The 18,233-nt window shown below is 58.4% G+C and carries 13 protein-coding genes; 12 read left to right on the plus strand and 1 reads right to left on the minus strand.

The window, feature by feature from the left end:
* Positions 1 to 416 precede the first annotated feature (416 nt).
* The gene (gene rplK / locus ACR0JI_RS18945) at positions 417 to 866 is read left to right on the plus strand and encodes a 50S ribosomal protein L11 (RefSeq protein WP_480474069.1); all 450 of its coding nucleotides are present in this window, start codon (positions 417 to 419) and stop codon (positions 864 to 866) included.
* A 1-nt stretch (position 867) separates the two neighbouring features.
* Positions 868 to 1,566, plus strand: a complete 699-nt coding sequence (rplA, locus tag ACR0JI_RS18950; RefSeq protein ID WP_480495951.1) for a 50S ribosomal protein L1 — start codon at positions 868 to 870, stop codon at positions 1,564 to 1,566.
* Positions 1,567 to 1,623: 57 nt separating this feature from the next.
* Here the strand turns inward: rplA and ACR0JI_RS18955 are convergent, their stop codons facing one another.
* On the minus strand, positions 1,624 to 2,394 hold the full coding sequence (locus tag ACR0JI_RS18955) for a class II glutamine amidotransferase (RefSeq protein WP_480474067.1): 771 nt from the start codon (positions 2,392 to 2,394) through the stop codon (positions 1,624 to 1,626).
* A 447-nt stretch (positions 2,395 to 2,841) separates the two neighbouring features.
* On the opposite strand from ACR0JI_RS18955, the gene rplJ reads away from it, so the two are divergent.
* The 10 genes from rplJ to ACR0JI_RS19005 all read left to right on the plus strand — a co-directional run.
* Positions 2,842 to 3,360 (plus strand): 50S ribosomal protein L10, encoded by a 519-nt coding sequence (rplJ, locus tag ACR0JI_RS18960; protein WP_209507785.1) that lies wholly within the window; start codon positions 2,842 to 2,844, stop codon positions 3,358 to 3,360.
* A 79-nt stretch (positions 3,361 to 3,439) separates the two neighbouring features.
* Positions 3,440 to 3,817, plus strand: a complete 378-nt coding sequence (gene rplL / locus ACR0JI_RS18965; RefSeq protein ID WP_209507787.1) for a 50S ribosomal protein L7/L12 — start codon at positions 3,440 to 3,442, stop codon at positions 3,815 to 3,817.
* A gap of 250 nt (positions 3,818 to 4,067) precedes the next feature.
* The gene (gene rpoB / locus ACR0JI_RS18970; RefSeq protein ID WP_480495950.1) at positions 4,068 to 8,204 is read left to right on the plus strand and encodes a DNA-directed RNA polymerase subunit beta; all 4,137 of its coding nucleotides are present in this window, start codon (positions 4,068 to 4,070) and stop codon (positions 8,202 to 8,204) included.
* Positions 8,205 to 8,255: 51 nt separating this feature from the next.
* The gene (gene rpoC / locus ACR0JI_RS18975; protein WP_480474064.1) at positions 8,256 to 12,497 is read left to right on the plus strand and encodes a DNA-directed RNA polymerase subunit beta'; all 4,242 of its coding nucleotides are present in this window, start codon (positions 8,256 to 8,258) and stop codon (positions 12,495 to 12,497) included.
* Between the two features lie 211 nt (positions 12,498 to 12,708).
* Positions 12,709 to 13,488, plus strand: coding sequence for a hypothetical protein (locus ACR0JI_RS18980; protein WP_480495949.1), 780 nt, complete (start codon positions 12,709 to 12,711; stop codon positions 13,486 to 13,488).
* Between the two features lie 138 nt (positions 13,489 to 13,626).
* Positions 13,627 to 14,496 (plus strand): DMT family transporter, encoded by an 870-nt coding sequence (locus ACR0JI_RS18985; protein ID WP_480495948.1) that lies wholly within the window; start codon positions 13,627 to 13,629, stop codon positions 14,494 to 14,496.
* Positions 14,497 to 14,929: 433 nt separating this feature from the next.
* The gene (gene rpsL / locus ACR0JI_RS18990; RefSeq protein ID WP_005621086.1) at positions 14,930 to 15,301 is read left to right on the plus strand and encodes a 30S ribosomal protein S12; all 372 of its coding nucleotides are present in this window, start codon (positions 14,930 to 14,932) and stop codon (positions 15,299 to 15,301) included.
* Between the two features lie 15 nt (positions 15,302 to 15,316).
* Positions 15,317 to 15,787, plus strand: coding sequence for a 30S ribosomal protein S7 (gene rpsG / locus ACR0JI_RS18995; RefSeq protein ID WP_093964348.1), 471 nt, complete (start codon positions 15,317 to 15,319; stop codon positions 15,785 to 15,787).
* A gap of 18 nt (positions 15,788 to 15,805) precedes the next feature.
* A complete protein-coding gene (gene fusA, locus ACR0JI_RS19000; protein ID WP_480474062.1) occupies positions 15,806 to 17,923 on the plus strand; it encodes an elongation factor G in 2,118 nt (705 codons plus the stop codon).
* A 60-nt stretch (positions 17,924 to 17,983) separates the two neighbouring features.
* On the plus strand, positions 17,984 to 18,233 hold a 250-nt coding region (locus ACR0JI_RS19005; RefSeq protein WP_480494595.1), incomplete at its 3' end, for a GTP-binding protein.

The raw sequence follows: 18,233 nt of genomic DNA on the forward strand, positions 1-18,233 counted from the left end.
GATTATAGCACAGCCACAGCATGGCGCGGTTATTTATGCGGCGCAAGGAACGAAGCCACAGCAGTCTGTCGGTCGGGCGCCGGGTTCGCTCCGGTTTTTTCAAGCAAAATAAACCCTTAATATAGCGCGAAACCTCGTTTTACAGGCCACCTGGGATTTCCTGGGTTTGACCGGAATGACCAGCAATTTCCCGCCATGGCGCGTCGACGCCGGTGTTTATCGATTTGAAACTCGATTCGGTGATCCCGAATTGAATGGCGGGCCACTTGCCAACCCCCATGATCCCCTGTAAACGCCGCCCCATCGTCTTCGGGCGAGATTCTCTCGTGGGAGGTTACCGGGATCGCGATCCCGGGCCGGACCACGCAACATAATCTGGGTGAGACGCGTTTCACCTTAGTTGAAAGGAAAACCAAATGGCCAAGAAGCTTGCTGGTACAATGAAACTGCAGGTTCCTGCAGGTCAGGCGAACCCGTCGCCGCCGGTTGGTCCGGCGCTGGGTCAGCGCGGCATCAACATCATGGAATTCTGCAAGGCGTTCAACGCCAAGACCGCAGATATGGAGCCCGGCGCGCCGTGCCCGACCGTGATCACCTACTATCAGGACAAGTCCTTCACCATGGACATCAAGACGCCGCCGGCGTCTTACTACCTGAAAAAAGCAGCTGGTCTGAAGCCGGTTGGCAAGCGGAACCGCCCTCGTGGAGCGGAAAATCCCGGTCGTGAAACGATCGCAACCGTGACCTCGAAGCAGGTTCGTGAAATCGCCGAAGCCAAAATGAAAGATCTGAACGCCAACGACATCGAAGGCGCAATGCAGATCATCCTGGGCTCGGCCCGCTCCATGGGCATCGAGGTGAAGTAAGATGGTAAAACTCGGTAAACGTACCCGCGCTGCGCGCGAAGCCGTCGCTGGCAAGGAAAACCTGTCGGTGGACGAAGCTGTTGCTCTGGTCAAGGCCAATGCAACTTCGAAATTCGACGAGACCATCGAAATCGCGATGAACCTGGGCGTTGACACCCGTCACGCAGACCAGATGGTGCGCGGCGTTGTCGGCCTGCCGAATGGCACAGGCAAAGACATGCGCGTTGCTGTGTTCGCACGTGGCGCGAAGGCTGACGAAGCGAAAGAAGCAGGCGCGGATATCGTTGGTGCAGAAGACCTGATGGAAACCATTCAGGGCGGCACCATCGAATTCGATCGTTGCATTGCAACCCCGGACATGATGCCGATCGTCGGTCGTCTGGGTAAGGTTCTGGGCCCCCGTAACCTGATGCCGAACCCCAAGGTTGGCACCGTGACCATGGATGTGAAAGCAGCCGTGGAAGCAGCCAAAGGCGGTGAAGTTCAGTTCAAGGCGGAAAAAGGCGGCGTTGTGCACGCAGGCGTTGGCAAAGCATCGTTCGATGACGCCAAGCTGGCCGAAAACATTCGCGCCTTCGTCTCGGCTGTTGCCCGGGCCAAGCCGTCGGGCGCCAAAGGCACCTACATGAAGAAAATCGCGCTGAGCTCGACCATGGGCCCCGGTGTGACCGTTGATGTGGCAGAAGCTTCGGGCGAATAATCCTGATCTACGCCAAAGCAATGTTGCGGGCGGTCCAATCGGACCGCCCGTTTTCGATTAGCTGAACGGCAACGCGGTATGGCTGGCAGTTTCGCCGGTCAGGGTAAAGAAACTCCGGTCTTCTATGGGCGTCCATTTTCCTATGCCCTTGTCCAGAGGTTCGGATGCAATGACCTTGCCGCCGTGGTCCAGCCCTTCCCCGAAATACAGGGACGGGCTGCGCTGGTCGCTGGAATATCGAAACGCATACAGGCTCTGTCCATCTGAAAAGGCGACGGCCATGCGATCCGGTTGCGTCCGATGACTGTCAAGCGCATCGATCTGACGCAGAGTTGCGACAACAGCGTCCTGCGGCGCATCATCCAGCCCGTTGGCCAGCAGCAGCAGAAACAGAAGCTCTGAATCCGTCGACCCGCGCCGCGCCGCATAAAGCTCGTCCGGCAGTGAGGATTCTAGCCGTCTGCGCAAACGCCCGAACTCTCCGATCTGACCATTGTGCATGAAGGACCATTTGCCAAATGTAAAAGGGTGGCAGTTTGCGCGCGACACTTCGCCGAATGTCGACGCGCGGACATGGGCCAGAAACAGCGAGGATTTTATCATCCTGCAAAGATCGACCAGGTTACCATCCGACCACGCGGGCAGGACATCCCTGTACAGGCCGGGACGATCCTGATCCGCGTACCATGCCATACCGAAGCCATCGCCATTGACGGCAAGCTTTGCCTCGGCCGCGTGCTGGCTTTGCTCCAGCAATGAATGCTGGGGCCGGATGACGATGTTTTCAAGCGGAATACTTGGTCCGCAATAGGCGGCAATTCTACACATTTTTTCTGCTTCGTCTTGTTTCTGAGAAAAATTGTCGGGTTATAGTCTTGAAGTTGGAACAATGTCACGAACTATTTTGCGCTCAACCCTGTAATTCGACCTAATCAATTGCTCGTCAGCGCACTTTATCTTGTTGTCTTGGTCATCCCTTGTTGCGTTTGATTTATCACAATTTACCTCTTGGAAACCCCGGCCATCTGTCCTAAGTAGACCTGCGGAATAAAGCGTGCGATTCGTCGTGCGCTTTATTTTGTTTCGTCCAAGACGGTGGGTGGTGCCATATGGCCCCTTAATTCCCTGCCTGAGACGGGTAAGACCAAAGAATTCTGAGGGTCCCACCCTCGGGCGAATTTTGGCCAATCCCGTAACAACGGACCTGAACGCCGGGGCGCAAGCCGCGGCAAATATGAGCCGGGGTGAGATCTCACCCCTAACTTGGAGAGAACTGTGGATAGAGCCCAGAAAGAGAAAGTGGTCGAGGAACTCGGCCAAATCTTCGAAAGCTCTGGCGTCGTAGTGGTTGCTCACTACGCCGGTCTGACAGTTGCCGAGATGCAGGACCTTCGCGCACGTGCCCGTGACGCGGGTGGTTCCGTGCGTGTTGCCAAGAACAGGCTCGCCAAAATCGCCCTCGAGGGTAAGCCGTGTGCAAGCATGGCCGACCTGCTGACAGGGATGACCGTTCTGACCTATTCCGAGGACCCCGTGGCAGCAGCCAAGGTGGCCGAGGACTTCGCCAAGGATAACAAGAAATTTGAAATCCTCGGCGGTGCTATGGGCGAGAACGCTCTGGACCGCAAAGGCGTTGAAGCCGTTTCGAAAATGCCGTCTCGCGAGGAGCTTATTGCTTCGATCGTGGGCTGCATTGGCGCACCTGCTTCGAACATCGCCGGCGCGATTGGCGCACCTGCAAGCAATATCGCAAGCATCCTTTCCACCATCGAAGAGAAGGCGGAAGCTGCGTAAGCGGTTGGCACTGAATGATCTGCGTAGGGTACCTACCCTGACGTTGGAACACACATTGTAAACGGAAAGAGCTGATAAAATGGCTGATCTGAAAGCACTCGCAGAAAGCATCGTGGGTCTGACCCTGCTGGAAGCACAAGAACTGAAAACCATCCTCAAAGACGAATACGGCATCGAGCCCGCAGCTGGCGGCGCCGTAATGGTCGCAGCAGCTGGTGGCGACGCCGGTGGCGCAGCTGAGGAAGAAAAAACCGAATTCGACGTCGTTCTGAAGAACGCCGGCGCTTCGAAAATCAACGTGATCAAAGAAGTTCGCGGCATCACCGGTCTGGGCCTGAAAGAAGCCAAGGAACTGGTCGAAGCTGGCGGCAAGATCAAAGAAGGCGTGTCGAAAGACGAAGCCGAAGACGTCAAAGCCAAGCTGGAAGCAGCTGGCGCCGAAGTCGAGCTGGCCTAAGCCTGGTCTCAGGCGCATCGCTGATGCGCCGAAAATTTTGGCTGGATCCGGAGAAATCCGGGTCCAGCCGAACCTGTCTTAGAAAGGGCCTCACGGAATGGGGAGTTTTCTAAGACACGGTTTTCGGATCGGGAGGCCGCCTTCGGGACGGTGGCCACGAATTGATCCGGACGTGTTGTCTCGATTGTGCAAGATGCCGGGGCCCGACGGTGTCTTTGCCCGCTGAGAACATCGAAAGGTGACATCTGACATGGCTCAAACGTTCCTTGGCCAGAAACGTCTTCGTAAATATTACGGCAAAATCCGCGAAGTGCTGGAGATGCCGAACCTCATTGAGGTACAGAAATCTTCTTATGATCTTTTCCTGCGCTCCGGCGATGCAGAACAGCCCACAGACGGCGAAGGCATCAAAGGCGTGTTCCAGTCGGTTTTCCCGATCAAGGATTTCAACGAAACCTCCGTTCTGGAGTTCGTGAAATACGATCTGGAAAAACCCAAATACGATGTCGAAGAGTGCATGCAGCGCGACATGACCTACAGCGCACCGCTGAAGGTTACACTGCGCCTGATCGTGTTCGATGTTGATGAGGACACCGGCGCGAAATCGGTAAAAGACATCAAAGAACAGGATGTCTTCATGGGCGACATGCCCCTGATGACCCCGAACGGCACCTTTGTCGTCAACGGCACCGAGCGTGTAATCGTCTCCCAGATGCACCGTTCGCCCGGCGTGTTCTTTGATCACGACAAGGGTAAAACCCATTCCTCGGGCAAGCTGCTGTTTGCCTGCCGCATCATCCCGTATCGCGGAAGCTGGCTGGACTTCGAGTTCGACGCCAAGGATATCGTGTTCGCCCGTATCGACCGCCGCCGCAAACTGCCTGTGACAACCCTGCTATATGCGCTGGGTATGGATCAGGAAGCGATAATGGACGCGTATTACAACACCGTTTCCTACAAGCTGGAAAAGAAGAAGGGCTGGGTCACGCCGTTCTTCCCCGAGCGTGTTCGCGGCACCCGTCCGACCTATGACCTGATCGACGCAAAATCAGGTGAGGTGATTGCCGAGGCAGGCAAGAAAGTCACCCCGCGCGCGGTCAAGAAGCTGATCGACGAGGGCACCGTCACCGAACTGCTGGTTCCGTTCGATCACATCGTTGGCAAGTTTGCCGCCAAAGACATCATCAACGAAGAAAACGGCGCGATCTATGTCGAAGCCGGTGACGAACTGACGCTGGAATATGACAAGGATGGCGACCTGATCGGCGGTACCGCGAAGGAACTGATCGACGCGGGCATCACCGATATCCCGGTTCTCGACATCGACAACGTCAATGTTGGTCCCTACATGCGCAACACCATGGCCGCAGATAAGAATATGGGCCGTGAAACCGCGCTCATGGATATCTACCGCGTCATGCGTCCAGGTGAGCCGCCCACCGTCGAAGCGGCGTCGGCCCTGTTCGACACCCTGTTCTTCGACAGCGAGCGGTATGACCTGTCCGCTGTTGGCCGCGTGAAGATGAACATGCGCCTGGCTCTGGACGCACCGGATACCCTGCGCACCCTGCGCCGCGAAGACATCGTGGCCTGCGTCAAGGCTCTGGTCGAACTGCGCGATGGCAAGGGCGACGTGGACGACATCGACCACCTCGGCAACCGTCGTGTGCGTTCGGTCGGCGAACTAATGGAAAACCAGTACCGCGTCGGTCTGCTGCGTATGGAGCGCGCGATCAAAGAGCGTATGTCGTCGGTCGAGATCGACACCGTCATGCCGCAGGACCTGATCAACGCGAAACCGGCTGCTGCTGCTGTGCGCGAATTCTTCGGCTCGTCGCAGCTGTCGCAGTTCATGGACCAGACCAACCCGCTGTCGGAAGTCACCCACAAACGCCGTCTCTCGGCGCTTGGCCCCGGTGGTCTGACGCGTGAACGTGCGGGCTTTGAGGTACGCGACGTGCACCCGACCCACTATGGACGGATGTGCCCGATTGAAACGCCGGAAGGCCCGAACATCGGTCTGATCAACTCGCTGGCCACCTTTGCCCGCGTGAACAAGTATGGCTTCATCGAAACACCTTACCGCGTTGTCAAGAACGCCGAGGTGACTGATGAGGTTCACTACATGTCCGCGACCGAGGAAATGCGTCATACCGTGGCGCAGGCGAACGCGACGCTGGACAAGAACGGCAAGTTCATCAACGATCTGGTTTCGACCCGTCAGGCAGGCGACTACACCCTTGCCCCGCGCGAGAATGTGGACCTGATCGACGTGTCGCCGAAGCAGCTGGTCTCGGTTGCTGCATCGCTGATCCCGTTCCTTGAAAATGACGACGCAAACCGCGCTCTGATGGGCTCGAACATGCAACGTCAGGCGGTTCCGCTGCTGCGGGCCGAGGCACCGCTGGTCGGGACGGGCATCGAGGAAAAGGTTGCGATCGACTCGGGCGCTGCGATTCAGGCGAAACGCGCCGGTATCATCGACCAGGTCGATGCCCAGCGTATCGTTATCCGCGCCACCGAGGATCTGGAACTGGGCGACGCTGGCGTTGACATCTATCGTCTGCGCAAATTCCAGCGTTCGAACCAGAACACCTGCATCAACCAGCGTCCGCTGATCAAGGTGGGTGACACCGTCCAGAAGGGCGAGGTCATTGCCGACGGTCCGTCGACCGATATGGGTGAACTGGCCCTTGGCAAGAACGTGGTCGTCGCGTTCATGCCGTGGAACGGCTACAACTACGAAGACTCGATCCTGATCTCGGAACGTATCGCGCGTGATGACGTCTTTACCTCGGTCCATATCGAGGAATTCGAAGTTGCCGCCCGTGACACTAAGCTGGGCCCGGAAGAGATCACCCGCGACATCCCGAACGTCGGTGAAGAAGCGCTGCGCAACCTCGACGAGGCGGGCATCGTTTACATCGGTGCGGATGTCGAGCCGGGCGATATTCTGGTCGGCAAGATCACTCCGAAGGGCGAAAGCCCGATGACCCCGGAAGAAAAGCTGCTGCGCGCCATCTTTGGTGAAAAAGCATCTGATGTGCGCGACACCTCGTTGCGCGTGAAGCCGGGCGATTACGGTACGGTCGTCGAGGTTCGCGTCTTCAACCGTCACGGTGTCGAGAAAGACGAGCGTGCGCTGCAGATCGAGCGTGAGGAAGTCGAACGTCTGGCCCGTGACCGGGACGACGAGCTGGCGATCCTTGACCGCAACATCTATGCGCGTCTGCAAGGTCTGATCCTGGGTAAAACCGCTGTCAAAGGCCCGAAAGGTGTCAAGGCAGGGTCGGTGATCACCGAGGATCTGCTGGACACCCTGACCCGTGGTCAATGGTGGCAGCTGGCGCTGGAAGACGAGCAGGACGCACAGATCGTCGAGGCCCTGAACGAGCAATACGAAGTGCAAAAGCGCGCTCTGGACGCCCGTTTCGAGGATAAGGTCGAGAAGGTCCGCCGTGGCGACGACCTGCCGCCGGGTGTGATGAAGATGGTCAAAGTCTTCATTGCCGTAAAGCGCAAGTTGCAGCCGGGCGACAAGATGGCCGGTCGTCACGGGAACAAAGGTGTGATCTCCAAGGTTGTTCCGATGGAAGACATGCCGTTCCTGGCCGATGGGACCCCGGTTGACTTCTGTCTGAACCCGCTGGGTGTGCCTTCGCGTATGAACGTCGGTCAGATCCTTGAAACCCACATGGGTTGGGCCGCGCGCGGTCTGGGTCTGAACATCGATGAGGCTCTGGGTGAATACCGCCGTTCTGGCGACCTGACCCCGGTGCGCGAGGCGATGAAGCTGGCCTATGGCGAAGATGTCTACGAAGAAGGCATCACCGGCATGGACGAGGAGACGCTGATTGAGGCAGCGGGCAACGTGACCCGCGGTGTTCCGATCGCAACCCCCGTCTTTGACGGTGCCAAAGAGGCTGACGTCAACGACGCGCTGGTGCGTGCGGGCTTCTCGCAAAGCGGTCAGTCGATCCTGTTCGACGGTCGTACGGGTGAGCAATTTGCGCGTCCGGTCACCGTGGGCATCAAGTACCTACTCAAACTGCACCACCTGGTGGACGACAAGATCCACGCGCGTTCGACCGGGCCCTATAGCCTGGTGACCCAGCAGCCGCTGGGTGGTAAGGCGCAGTTCGGTGGTCAGCGCTTTGGTGAGATGGAAGTCTGGGCTCTGGAAGCTTATGGCGCCGCCTACACCCTGCAAGAGATGCTGACGGTGAAATCGGATGACGTCGCCGGTCGGACCAAGGTCTATGAGTCGATCGTCAAGGGCGAGGATAACTTTGAAGCGGGCGTACCGGAATCGTTCAACGTTCTGGTGAAAGAAGTCCGCGGCCTCGGCCTGAATATGGAACTCCTGGATGCGGAGGTTGAGGAGTAAGGGCTCAGCCCTTCCTCCCGTCCCCCCTTCCGCAAAATTTGAGGTATCAAAATGAACCAGGAAATCACCAACAACCCGTTCAACCCGCTGACGCCCCCGAAGGTCTTTGACGAAATCAAAGTCTCGCTGGCGTCGCCCGAACGGATCCTGTCTTGGTCCTATGGTGAGATCAAGAAACCCGAAACCATCAACTACCGGACGTTCAAGCCTGAACGTGACGGTCTGTTCTGTGCACGTATCTTTGGCCCGATCAAAGATTACGAATGTCTGTGCGGCAAATATAAACGGATGAAGTATCGCGGCGTTGTCTGCGAAAAATGCGGCGTGGAAGTCACCCTGCAAAAAGTCCGCCGCGAGCGTATGGGCCACATCGAACTGGCCGCGCCCGTTGCACACATCTGGTTCCTGAAATCGCTGCCGTCCCGCATCGGTCTGATGCTGGACATGACGCTGCGCGATCTGGAACGCGTTCTGTACTTTGAAAACTACGTCGTTATCGAGCCCGGTCTGACCGACCTGACCTACGGCCAGATGCTGACCGAAGAAGAGTACATGGACGCGCAGGATGCCTTTGGCATGGACGCGTTCACCGCCAATATCGGTGCCGAAGCCATCCGTGAGATGCTGGCCCAGATCGATCTGGAAGCCGAAGCCGAGCAGCTGCGCGCTGATCTGGCCGAAGCCACAGGCGAACTGAAGCCCAAGAAGATCATCAAGCGTCTGAAGGTTGTTGAATCCTTCCTCGAGTCGGGCAACCGACCTGAATGGATGGTCATGACCGTGATCCCGGTCATCCCGCCGGAACTGCGTCCGCTGGTTCCGCTGGATGGTGGCCGTTTCGCGACGTCGGATCTGAACGATCTCTATCGCCGTGTGATCAACCGGAACAACCGTCTGAAACGTCTGATCGAACTGCGCGCGCCTGACATCATCGTCCGCAACGAAAAGCGGATGTTGCAGGAATCCGTGGACGCTCTGTTTGACAACGGCCGTCGTGGCCGCGTGATCACCGGCGCCAACAAGCGCCCGCTGAAATCGCTGTCGGACATGCTGAAAGGCAAGCAGGGCCGCTTCCGTCAGAACCTTCTGGGGAAACGCGTCGACTTCTCGGGCCGTTCGGTCATCGTGACTGGTCCGGAGCTTAAGCTGCACCAGTGTGGCCTGCCCAAGAAGATGGCGCTGGAACTGTTCAAGCCGTTCATCTACTCGCGCCTTGAAGCCAAGGGTCTGTCTTCGACCGTGAAACAGGCGAAGAAGCTGGTCGAGAAAGAGCGTCCCGAAGTGTGGGATATTCTCGACGAGGTGATCCGCGAACACCCTGTCATGCTGAACCGTGCGCCGACGCTGCACCGTCTTGGCATTCAGGCGTTCGAACCGGTTCTGATCGAAGGCAAAGCCATTCAGCTGCACCCGCTGGTCTGTTCGGCCTTCAACGCCGACTTCGACGGCGACCAGATGGCCGTTCACGTCCCGCTGAGCCTTGAGGCACAGCTGGAAGCCCGCGTTCTGATGATGTCGACGAACAACGTTCTGTCGCCTGCAAACGGCGCGCCGATTATCGTTCCGTCGCAGGACATGATCCTGGGCCTGTACTATGTGTCGCTGGAACGTGCCGGCATGCCGGGCGAAGGCAAGGTCTTTGGTTCGATCGACGAAGTTCAGCACGCGCTGGACGCGGGTGAGGTGCATCTGCACACCAAAATCACCGCGCGGATCACGCAGATCGACGAAGAAGGCAACGAAGTTCAGAAGCGCTATGAAACCACTCCGGGCCGTCTGCGTCTGGGGGCCCTGCTGCCGATGAACAACAAGGCGCCGTTCGATCTGGTCAACCGCCTGCTGCGGAAGAAAGAAGTGCAGCAGGTGATCGACACCGTCTACCGCTACTGCGGTCAGAAAGAGTCGGTTATCTTCTGTGACCAGATCATGTCGATGGGCTTCAAAGAAGCGTTCAGGGCGGGCATCTCGTTCGGCAAGGACGACATGGTCATTCCTGATGACAAGTGGGGCATCGTTGATGACACCCGCGATCAGGTGAAAGATTTCGAACAGCAGTACATGGACGGCCTGATCACTCAGGGCGAAAAGTACAACAAGGTTGTCGATGCCTGGTCGAAGTGTAACGACCGCGTGACCGAGGCGATGATGAGCACCATCTCGAACGTCGCCAAGGCCGAAGACGGGTCGGACATGGAGCCGAACTCGGTTTACATGATGGCTCACTCCGGTGCGCGGGGCTCGGTCACTCAGATGAAACAGCTGGGCGGTATGCGGGGCCTGATGGCCAAGCCGAACGGTGACATCATCGAGACGCCGATCATCTCGAACTTCAAGGAAGGTCTGACCGTTCTTGAATACTTCAACTCGACCCACGGTGCCCGTAAAGGTCTGTCGGATACCGCTCTGAAAACCGCGAACTCGGGTTACCTGACCCGTCGTCTGGTGGACGTGGCACAGGACTGCATCGTTCGCGAGATCGACTGCGGCACTGAACGCGCGATCACGGCCGAAGCTGCGGTCAACGATGGTGAAGTTGTCGCCTCGCTGGCCGAGCGTATTCTGGGCCGCGTGGCTGCCGATGACATCCTGCGTCCGGGCACGGAAGAGGTGCTCGTGGCCGCGGGTCAGCTGATCGACGAACGGATGGCGGACATCATCGATGAGGCTGGCGTTCAGTCGACCCGTATCCGCTCGCCTCTGACCTGCGAGTCCGAGGAAGGCGTCTGTGCCACCTGTTACGGTCGTGACCTTGCTCGCGGTACCATGGTGAACACGGGTGAGGCTGTCGGCATCATCGCCGCCCAGTCCATCGGTGAACCCGGTACACAGCTGACGATGCGGACCTTCCACATCGGCGGTGTTGCGCAAGGTGGTCAGCAGTCGTTCCAGGAAGCAAGCCAAGCCGGCAACGTATCCTTCGAGAACCCGCAGATCCTGGTGAATGCCGCAGGCGAAAGCCTCGTCATGGGCCGGAACATGAAGCTGGTGATCAAGGACGATCACGGCGAAGAGCGTGCCAACCACAAGCTGGGCTACGGCTCCAAGCTGTTCGTCAAGGAAGGCGCGAAAGTGTCCCGTGGCGACAAGCTGTTCGAATGGGATCCCTACACCCTGCCGATCATCGCCGAGAAAGCCGGTACCACCAAATACGTCGACCTGGTTTCGGGCCTTGCCGTCCGTGACGAGACCGACGAAGCAACCGGCATGACCCAGAAGATCGTGATTGACTGGCGCGCGGCCCCCCGTGGCAGCGACCTGAAGCCCGAGATCATTCTGGTCGGTGACGATGGCGAACCGGTCCGCAACGATGCGGGCAACCCGGTTCACTATCCGATGTCGGTGGATGCGATCCTGTCGGTCGAAGATGGCCAGAAGATCGAAGCCGGTGACGTTGTCGCGCGTATTCCGCGTGAAGGTGCCAAAACCAAGGACATCACCGGTGGTCTGCCGCGTGTGGCCGAACTGTTCGAAGCCCGCCGTCCGAAAGATCACGCGATCATCGCAGAAGCCGATGGTTACGTGCGCTTTGGCCGCGACTACAAGAACAAGCGCCGCATCACCATCGAACCGGCTGACGAGTCACTGGAGCCCATCGAGTACATGGTACCCAAGGGCAAGCACATCCCTGTTGTCGAAGGCGACTTCGTACAGAAGGGCGACTACATCATGGACGGTAACCCGGCTCCGCATGACATCCTGTCCATCATGGGTGTCGAGGCGCTGGCGAACTACATGATCGACGAAGTGCAGGATGTGTATCGTCTGCAAGGCGTGAAGATCAACGACAAGCACATCGAAGTCATCGTGCGCCAGATGCTGCAGAAGTGGGAGATCCTGGATTCAGGCGACACCACCCTGCTGAAAGGCGAACATGTCGACAAGCAGGAGTTCGACGCAGCCAACGAAAAGACCATCGCTCGCGGTGGTCGTCCGGCACAGGGCGAGCCGATCCTTCTGGGGATCACCAAGGCCTCGCTGCAAACGCGTTCGTTCATCTCGGCCGCGTCGTTCCAGGAAACCACCCGCGTACTGACCGAAGCGTCCGTGCAGGGCAAAAAGGACAAGCTGGTTGGTTTGAAAGAGAACGTCATCGTTGGTCGCCTGATCCCTGCCGGTACAGGTGGGGCCACACAGGCCGTCCGCCACATCGCGCAGTCGCGCGACAATGTGGTGATCGAAGCCCGCCGGGAAGAGGCCGAAGCGGCCGCTGCCCTGGCTGCGCCGATCATGGATGATGATCTGGTCGGGGATGAGCTGGATGTTCTGGTGGAAACACCCGAAAGCCGCGAGTAATCGCCCGATTGACAAGTTAAGGAAGGCCCCGCGATTTCGCGGGGCCTTTTGTTTTTGCAGGGTTGAAACGCGCGCCACACTTAGGGCAGTTCCAGACCACTGGCATATCGCGCTTGCTGTATGAGACCTGCAATAACAGCAGGGTTTTTCTGATTTAGCCTAAACTGTGCTACCATCCGCCTTGAATTCACACAGGTGACGGGGGTGGATGATGAGAGCTGTCACAAAGCTGTCGCGCGTAATTTCGGTTTTCGGTCTGGGCCTGATGGCCGCCTGCACGGATTATGCCTATGTAGGGATGCCGCCGGGCCAGCCATCGCGCGAGATCGTGATCCCGAACGGCACGACGCGCCTGATCCCGATATCCGGCTCGATCGTCGGGCTGGCTTATGATGAGCCGAGAAGGCGGATCTTTCTGCGCAATCTTCCCGGTACCCAGCTACAGGAGCTTGACCGAAATGGCCGTGTCCTGCGTACCTTTGCGGCACAGCGGGTTCCGGCCGGATGCGGTGGCATCACACCTGACGAGTTCCCCATAAAAGAATGCGGGCTGGCCATTCGGGGAGGCGATGGGCATCTGTTCCTCGACCATCCGAACGGGGTGATGATCGCGGAACTGACCCGCGACGGGCAATTCGTGCGCAACATAACCCTCAGCCAGCCACAGGGGCCGATTGGCGGGCTGGCCTTTGATGAAACGACCGGCACGCTTTATGTGCTGTTCATCCGCAATCGCCTGATCGCCGAGGTGGATTTGAACGGCACGGTTCTAAGGACGATCCGCGCGACCAATCCATCGGTCGGCGCAGCGGTGCAGATCGAACGCTTTGGCCTTGGCATCAACTCCAAACGCCGCGAGCTTTATGTTGCGCTTCAGAACGGCAACCAGCTTGGCGTTCTGGACATGTCCGGTGGGTTGATTGCAACGCACACGCTCAGCGCCGGGGTGGCTGTGGAAGGTATCGGAGGCGGTCGGGTATCCGGTCTTTGATACGGGCACAGCGGGCGGTTTCGACACGCTCCGCACGCGTCAGAGCGCAATTCTTGCGTTGATCTGATTTGATGCGTTGACAGGCGGCTGTCCGATTGGGCCAATGGCCCGATCACTCTGCGCAGGGCCATATCTGACATGAACCCAAACACCAAAGGTGCCTTGCTGATGATGGGCAGCATGGCGGCCTTCACCCTGAACGACACTTTGGTCAAGGTCGCGCTTCGGGAACTGCCTTTGTTCCAACTGGTGGCCATGCGGGGCGTACTGGCCGTTTTCCTTGTCTACGGTCTTGCCCGCTATCTGGGGGCGCTGCACCTCAATTTCTCAAACCACGACCGGTGGCTGGTTGCGCTGCGCAGCCTGACCGAACTGTCGGCCACCTTCTTTTTCCTGACAGCGCTCAAGAACATGCCGCTTGCCAATGTGACGGCCATTCTGCAGGCGCTGCCCCTGACCGTGACGCTGGGCGCGGCGCTGGTCTTTTCCGAACAGGTCGGCTGGCGGCGCATATTGGCGATTGCCATTGGTTTTGGCGGCATGGTTCTGATCGTCAGACCCGGTCCTGACGGCTTCAGCCTGTATTCCATCTACGCGCTGATCGCAGTGGCTTCGATCACGGTTCGCGATCTGATGACGCGACGCATGTCGCCCCAAGTTCCTTCAATGGTGGTGACACTGGCGACGTCTCTTTCCATCACGGTGGCCGCCGCGATTGCTTCGGTGTTCGAAGGATGGGTTCCGGTTTCCGGCGCTGCGGGTTCTTTGGTTGCAGCGGCGGCCGTGTTCGTCCTGATGGGCTATCTGTTCAGCGTCATGGTCATGCGTCAGGGCGATGTCGGGTTCATCGCGCCGTTTCGCTATTCCAGCCTGATCTGGGCCCTGGGGTTGGGCTGGGCCGTATTCGATGAATGGCCCGACGGCCTGACCATGCTGGGTGCGACACTGATCGTGGCCGCCGGACTGTTTACGCTGTTCCGGGAACGCGCGCGTCGGGAAGCGGCGTGAACCTGCGTGACAAAGCTCTGAACACTGGTTATCCGAAGGCGAAACCCGGCCTCCGGTTGCGGGTTCAGCTTAACATTGGCGCTTCTGGTGCAGGACGGTTTATGAACCCGGTTGAGCCTGCGCACCCATATCGGCACGGCCCGGATCAGCCAATTGCCGGGCAACCGGTATCGTGCTGTTGACACTCGGGCCGACTCCCCCTATTACGCGCGTCATCTCGGTGCCGGGGGCCGCCCCATAGCCGATTCCAGTAATGAGCTGGTCAAGGCCCGGACAATTTTGCAGTTCGCGCCCTCTGAGAAACAACCGCGACGTTCACCTCGGAATGGGAACGCTCGTGGGTTTTGCGCTTGTGGACGCATCAGCGCAGCGAAGTTAGCCGCACGCCAGTTGCGTGCATGTCATGTGTGTTGCAAACGGGGAAGAAACCGGAATGCCAACTATTCAACAGCTGATCCGCAAACCGCGGCAGCCCAAAGTAAAACGCTCGAAGTCCATGCACCTGGAGCAGTGCCCGCAGAAACGCGGCGTCTGCACACGTGTTTACACCACAACACCGAAGAAACCGAACTCGGCTATGCGTAAGGTTGCCAAAGTGCGCCTGACCAACGGGTTCGAGGTCATCTCGTACATCCCCGGTGAAAGCCACAACCTTCAGGAACACTCGGTTGTTCTGATCCGTGGCGGCCGTGTGAAAGACCTTCCCGGTGTGCGTTACCACATCCTGCGCGGTGTTCTGGATACTCAGGGCGTCAAAGACCGTAAGCAACGCCGTTCGAAATACGGCGCGAAGCGTCCCAAGTAAGAAGGAGAGGCTGATATGTCACGTCGTCACGCCGCCGAAAAACGCGAAGTCCTGCCTGACGCCAAGTTTGGCGATAAGGTTCTGACCAAATTCATGAACAACCTGATGATCGACGGCAAGAAGTCGGTCGCCGAGCGCATCGTCTACAACGCCTTTGACCGCGTCGAAAGCAAGATCAAGCGCGCGCCCGTCGAAGTGTTCCACGAAGCACTCGACAACATCAAACCGTCGGTCGAGGTTCGCTCGCGCCGGGTTGGTGGAGCAACCTATCAGGTTCCGGTCGAAGTCCGCCCCGAGCGCCGCGAAGCACTGGCCATCCGCTGGCTGATCACCGCTGCGCGCGGCCGCAATGAAAACACCATGGAAGAACGCCTCGCCGGTGAGCTGCTGGACGCTGTACAGTCCCGCGGTACCGCCGTGAAGAAGCGCGAAGACACCCACAAGATGGCCGAGGCGAACAAAGCCTTCAGCCATTACCGTTGGTAATCCCAGAGGCTTATCCAAATGGCACGCGAATATCCGCTCGAACTATACCGTAACTTCGGTATCATGGCGCACATCGACGCAGGTAAGACCACCTGCTCGGAGCGTATCCTGTATTACACTGGTAAATCCCACAACATCGGTGAGGTGCACGATGGTGCAGCCACCATGGACTGGATGGAGCAGGAGCAGGAACGCGGCATCACCATCACTTCGGCTGCAACTACCACCTTCTGGGAACGCACCGAAGACGGTCAGAATGCTGACACGCCTAAGCACCGCCTGAACATCATCGACACCCCCGGCCACGTTGACTTCACCATCGAAGTTGAACGCTCGCTGGCGGTTCTCGACGGTGCCGTCTGCGTTCTGGACGCAAACGCCGGTGTTGAACCCCAGACCGAAACCGTGTGGCGTCAGGCTGACCGCTACAAGGTTCCGCGTATGGTTTTCGTCAACAAGATGGACAAGATCGGCGCAGACTTCTTCAACTGCGTTCGCATGATCGAAGACCGCACCGGCGCACGTGCTGTTCCGGTTGGTATTCCGATCGGTGCCGAAACCGAGCTGGAAGGCCTGGTTGACCTCGTCACCATGGAAGAGTGGCTGTGGCAGGGCGAAGACCTTGGTGCAAGCTGGGTCAAAGCTCCGATCCGTGACAGCCTGAAAGACATGGCTGACGAATGGCGCGGCAAGATGATCGAAGCGGCCGTCGAAGAAGACGACGACGCGATGATGGCCTATCTGGAAGGCGAAGAGCCCGACGTTCCGACCCTGCGCAAACTGCTGCGCAAAGGCACGCTGGCGCTGCATTTCGTTCCGGTTCTGGGTGGCTCGGCGTTCAAGAACAAAGGCGTTCAGCCGCTGCTCAACGCTGTGATCGACTACCTGCCCAGCCCGCTGGACGTTGTTGATTACATGGGCTTCAAACCCGGCGACGAGGAAGAAGTTCGTAACATCGCACGTCGTGCCGATGACGACATGGCCTTCTCGGGTCTGGCGTTCAAAATCATGAACGACCCCTTCGTCGGTTCGCTGACCTTCACCCGCGTTTACTCGGGCACCATGCAGAAGGGCGACTCGATCCTGAACTCGACCAAAGGCAAGAAAGAGCGCATCGGTCGTATGATGATGATGCACTCCAACAACCGGGAAGAGATCGAAGAAGCGTTTGCAGGCGACATCATCGCGCTGGCGGGTCTGAAAGACACCACCACCGGTGACACCCTCTGCGATCCGAAGGATCCGGTGGTTCTGGAAACCATGACCTTCCCCGATCCGGTGATCGAGATCGCGGTCGAGCCCAAAACCAAGGGCGACCAGGAAAAGATGTCTCAGGGTCTGGCCCGTCTGGCCGCCGAAGACCCGTCCTTCCGCGTGGAAACCGACCTGGAATCGGGTCAGACCATCATGAAGGGCATGGGCGAGCTTCACCTGGACATCCTGGTGGACCGTCTCAAGCGCGAGTTCAAGGTCGAAGCCAACATCGGTGCGCCTCAGGTGGCTTATCGTGAAACCATCTCGATGCCGGTCGAACACACCTACACCCACAAGAAACAGTCGGGTGGTTCGGGTCAGTTCGCTGAAGTCAAGCTGGAGATCCAGCCCACCGAGGCAGGCGAAGGTTACTCGTTCGAAAGCCGCATCGTTGGTGGTGCCGTTCCTAAGGAATACATCCCCGGTGTTGAAAAAGGCATCAACTCGGTCATGGACAGCGGCCCTCTGGCTGGCTTCCCGGTGATCGACTTCAAGGTTGCCCTGCTGGACGGTAAGTTCCACGACGTCGACTCGAGCGTTCTGGCATTCGAAATCGCGGCCCGTATGTGTATGCGTGAAGGCATGCGCAAAGCTGGCGCGAAGCTGCTGGAACCGATCATGAAGGTCGAAGTGATCACCCCGGAAGAATACACCGGCGGTATCATCGGTGACCTGACTTCGCGTCGGGGCCAGGTGTCGGGTCAGGAATCCCGCGGCAACGCAATCGCGATCGACGCGTTTGTTCCGCTGGCGAACATGTTCGGCTACATCAACACCCTGCGTTCGATGTCGTCGGGCCGCGCCCAGTTCACCATGCAGTTCGACCACTACGATCCGGTTCCGCAGAACATCTCGGACGAGATCCAGGCGAAATACGCATAAGCGACGATTTGAGGGAGCGCCGTTCCGGGGCTCCCTTCATTACAGAAAAAGGAGGCCATCATGGCAAAGGAAAAGTTTGAGCGTACAAAACCGCACGTCAACATCGGCACGATTGGGCATGTTGACCATGGTAAGACGACGCTGACCGCAGCGATCACCAAGTATTTTGGTGACTTCAAGGCGTATGACCAGATTGACGGCGCGCCGGAAGAGAAAGCCCGCGGCATCACCATCTCGACCGCGCATGTGGAATACGAGACCGACGCGCGCCACTATGCGCATGTCGACTGCCCCGGCCACGCCGACTACG

This window comes from Ruegeria sp. N10, from assembly GCF_056531545.1.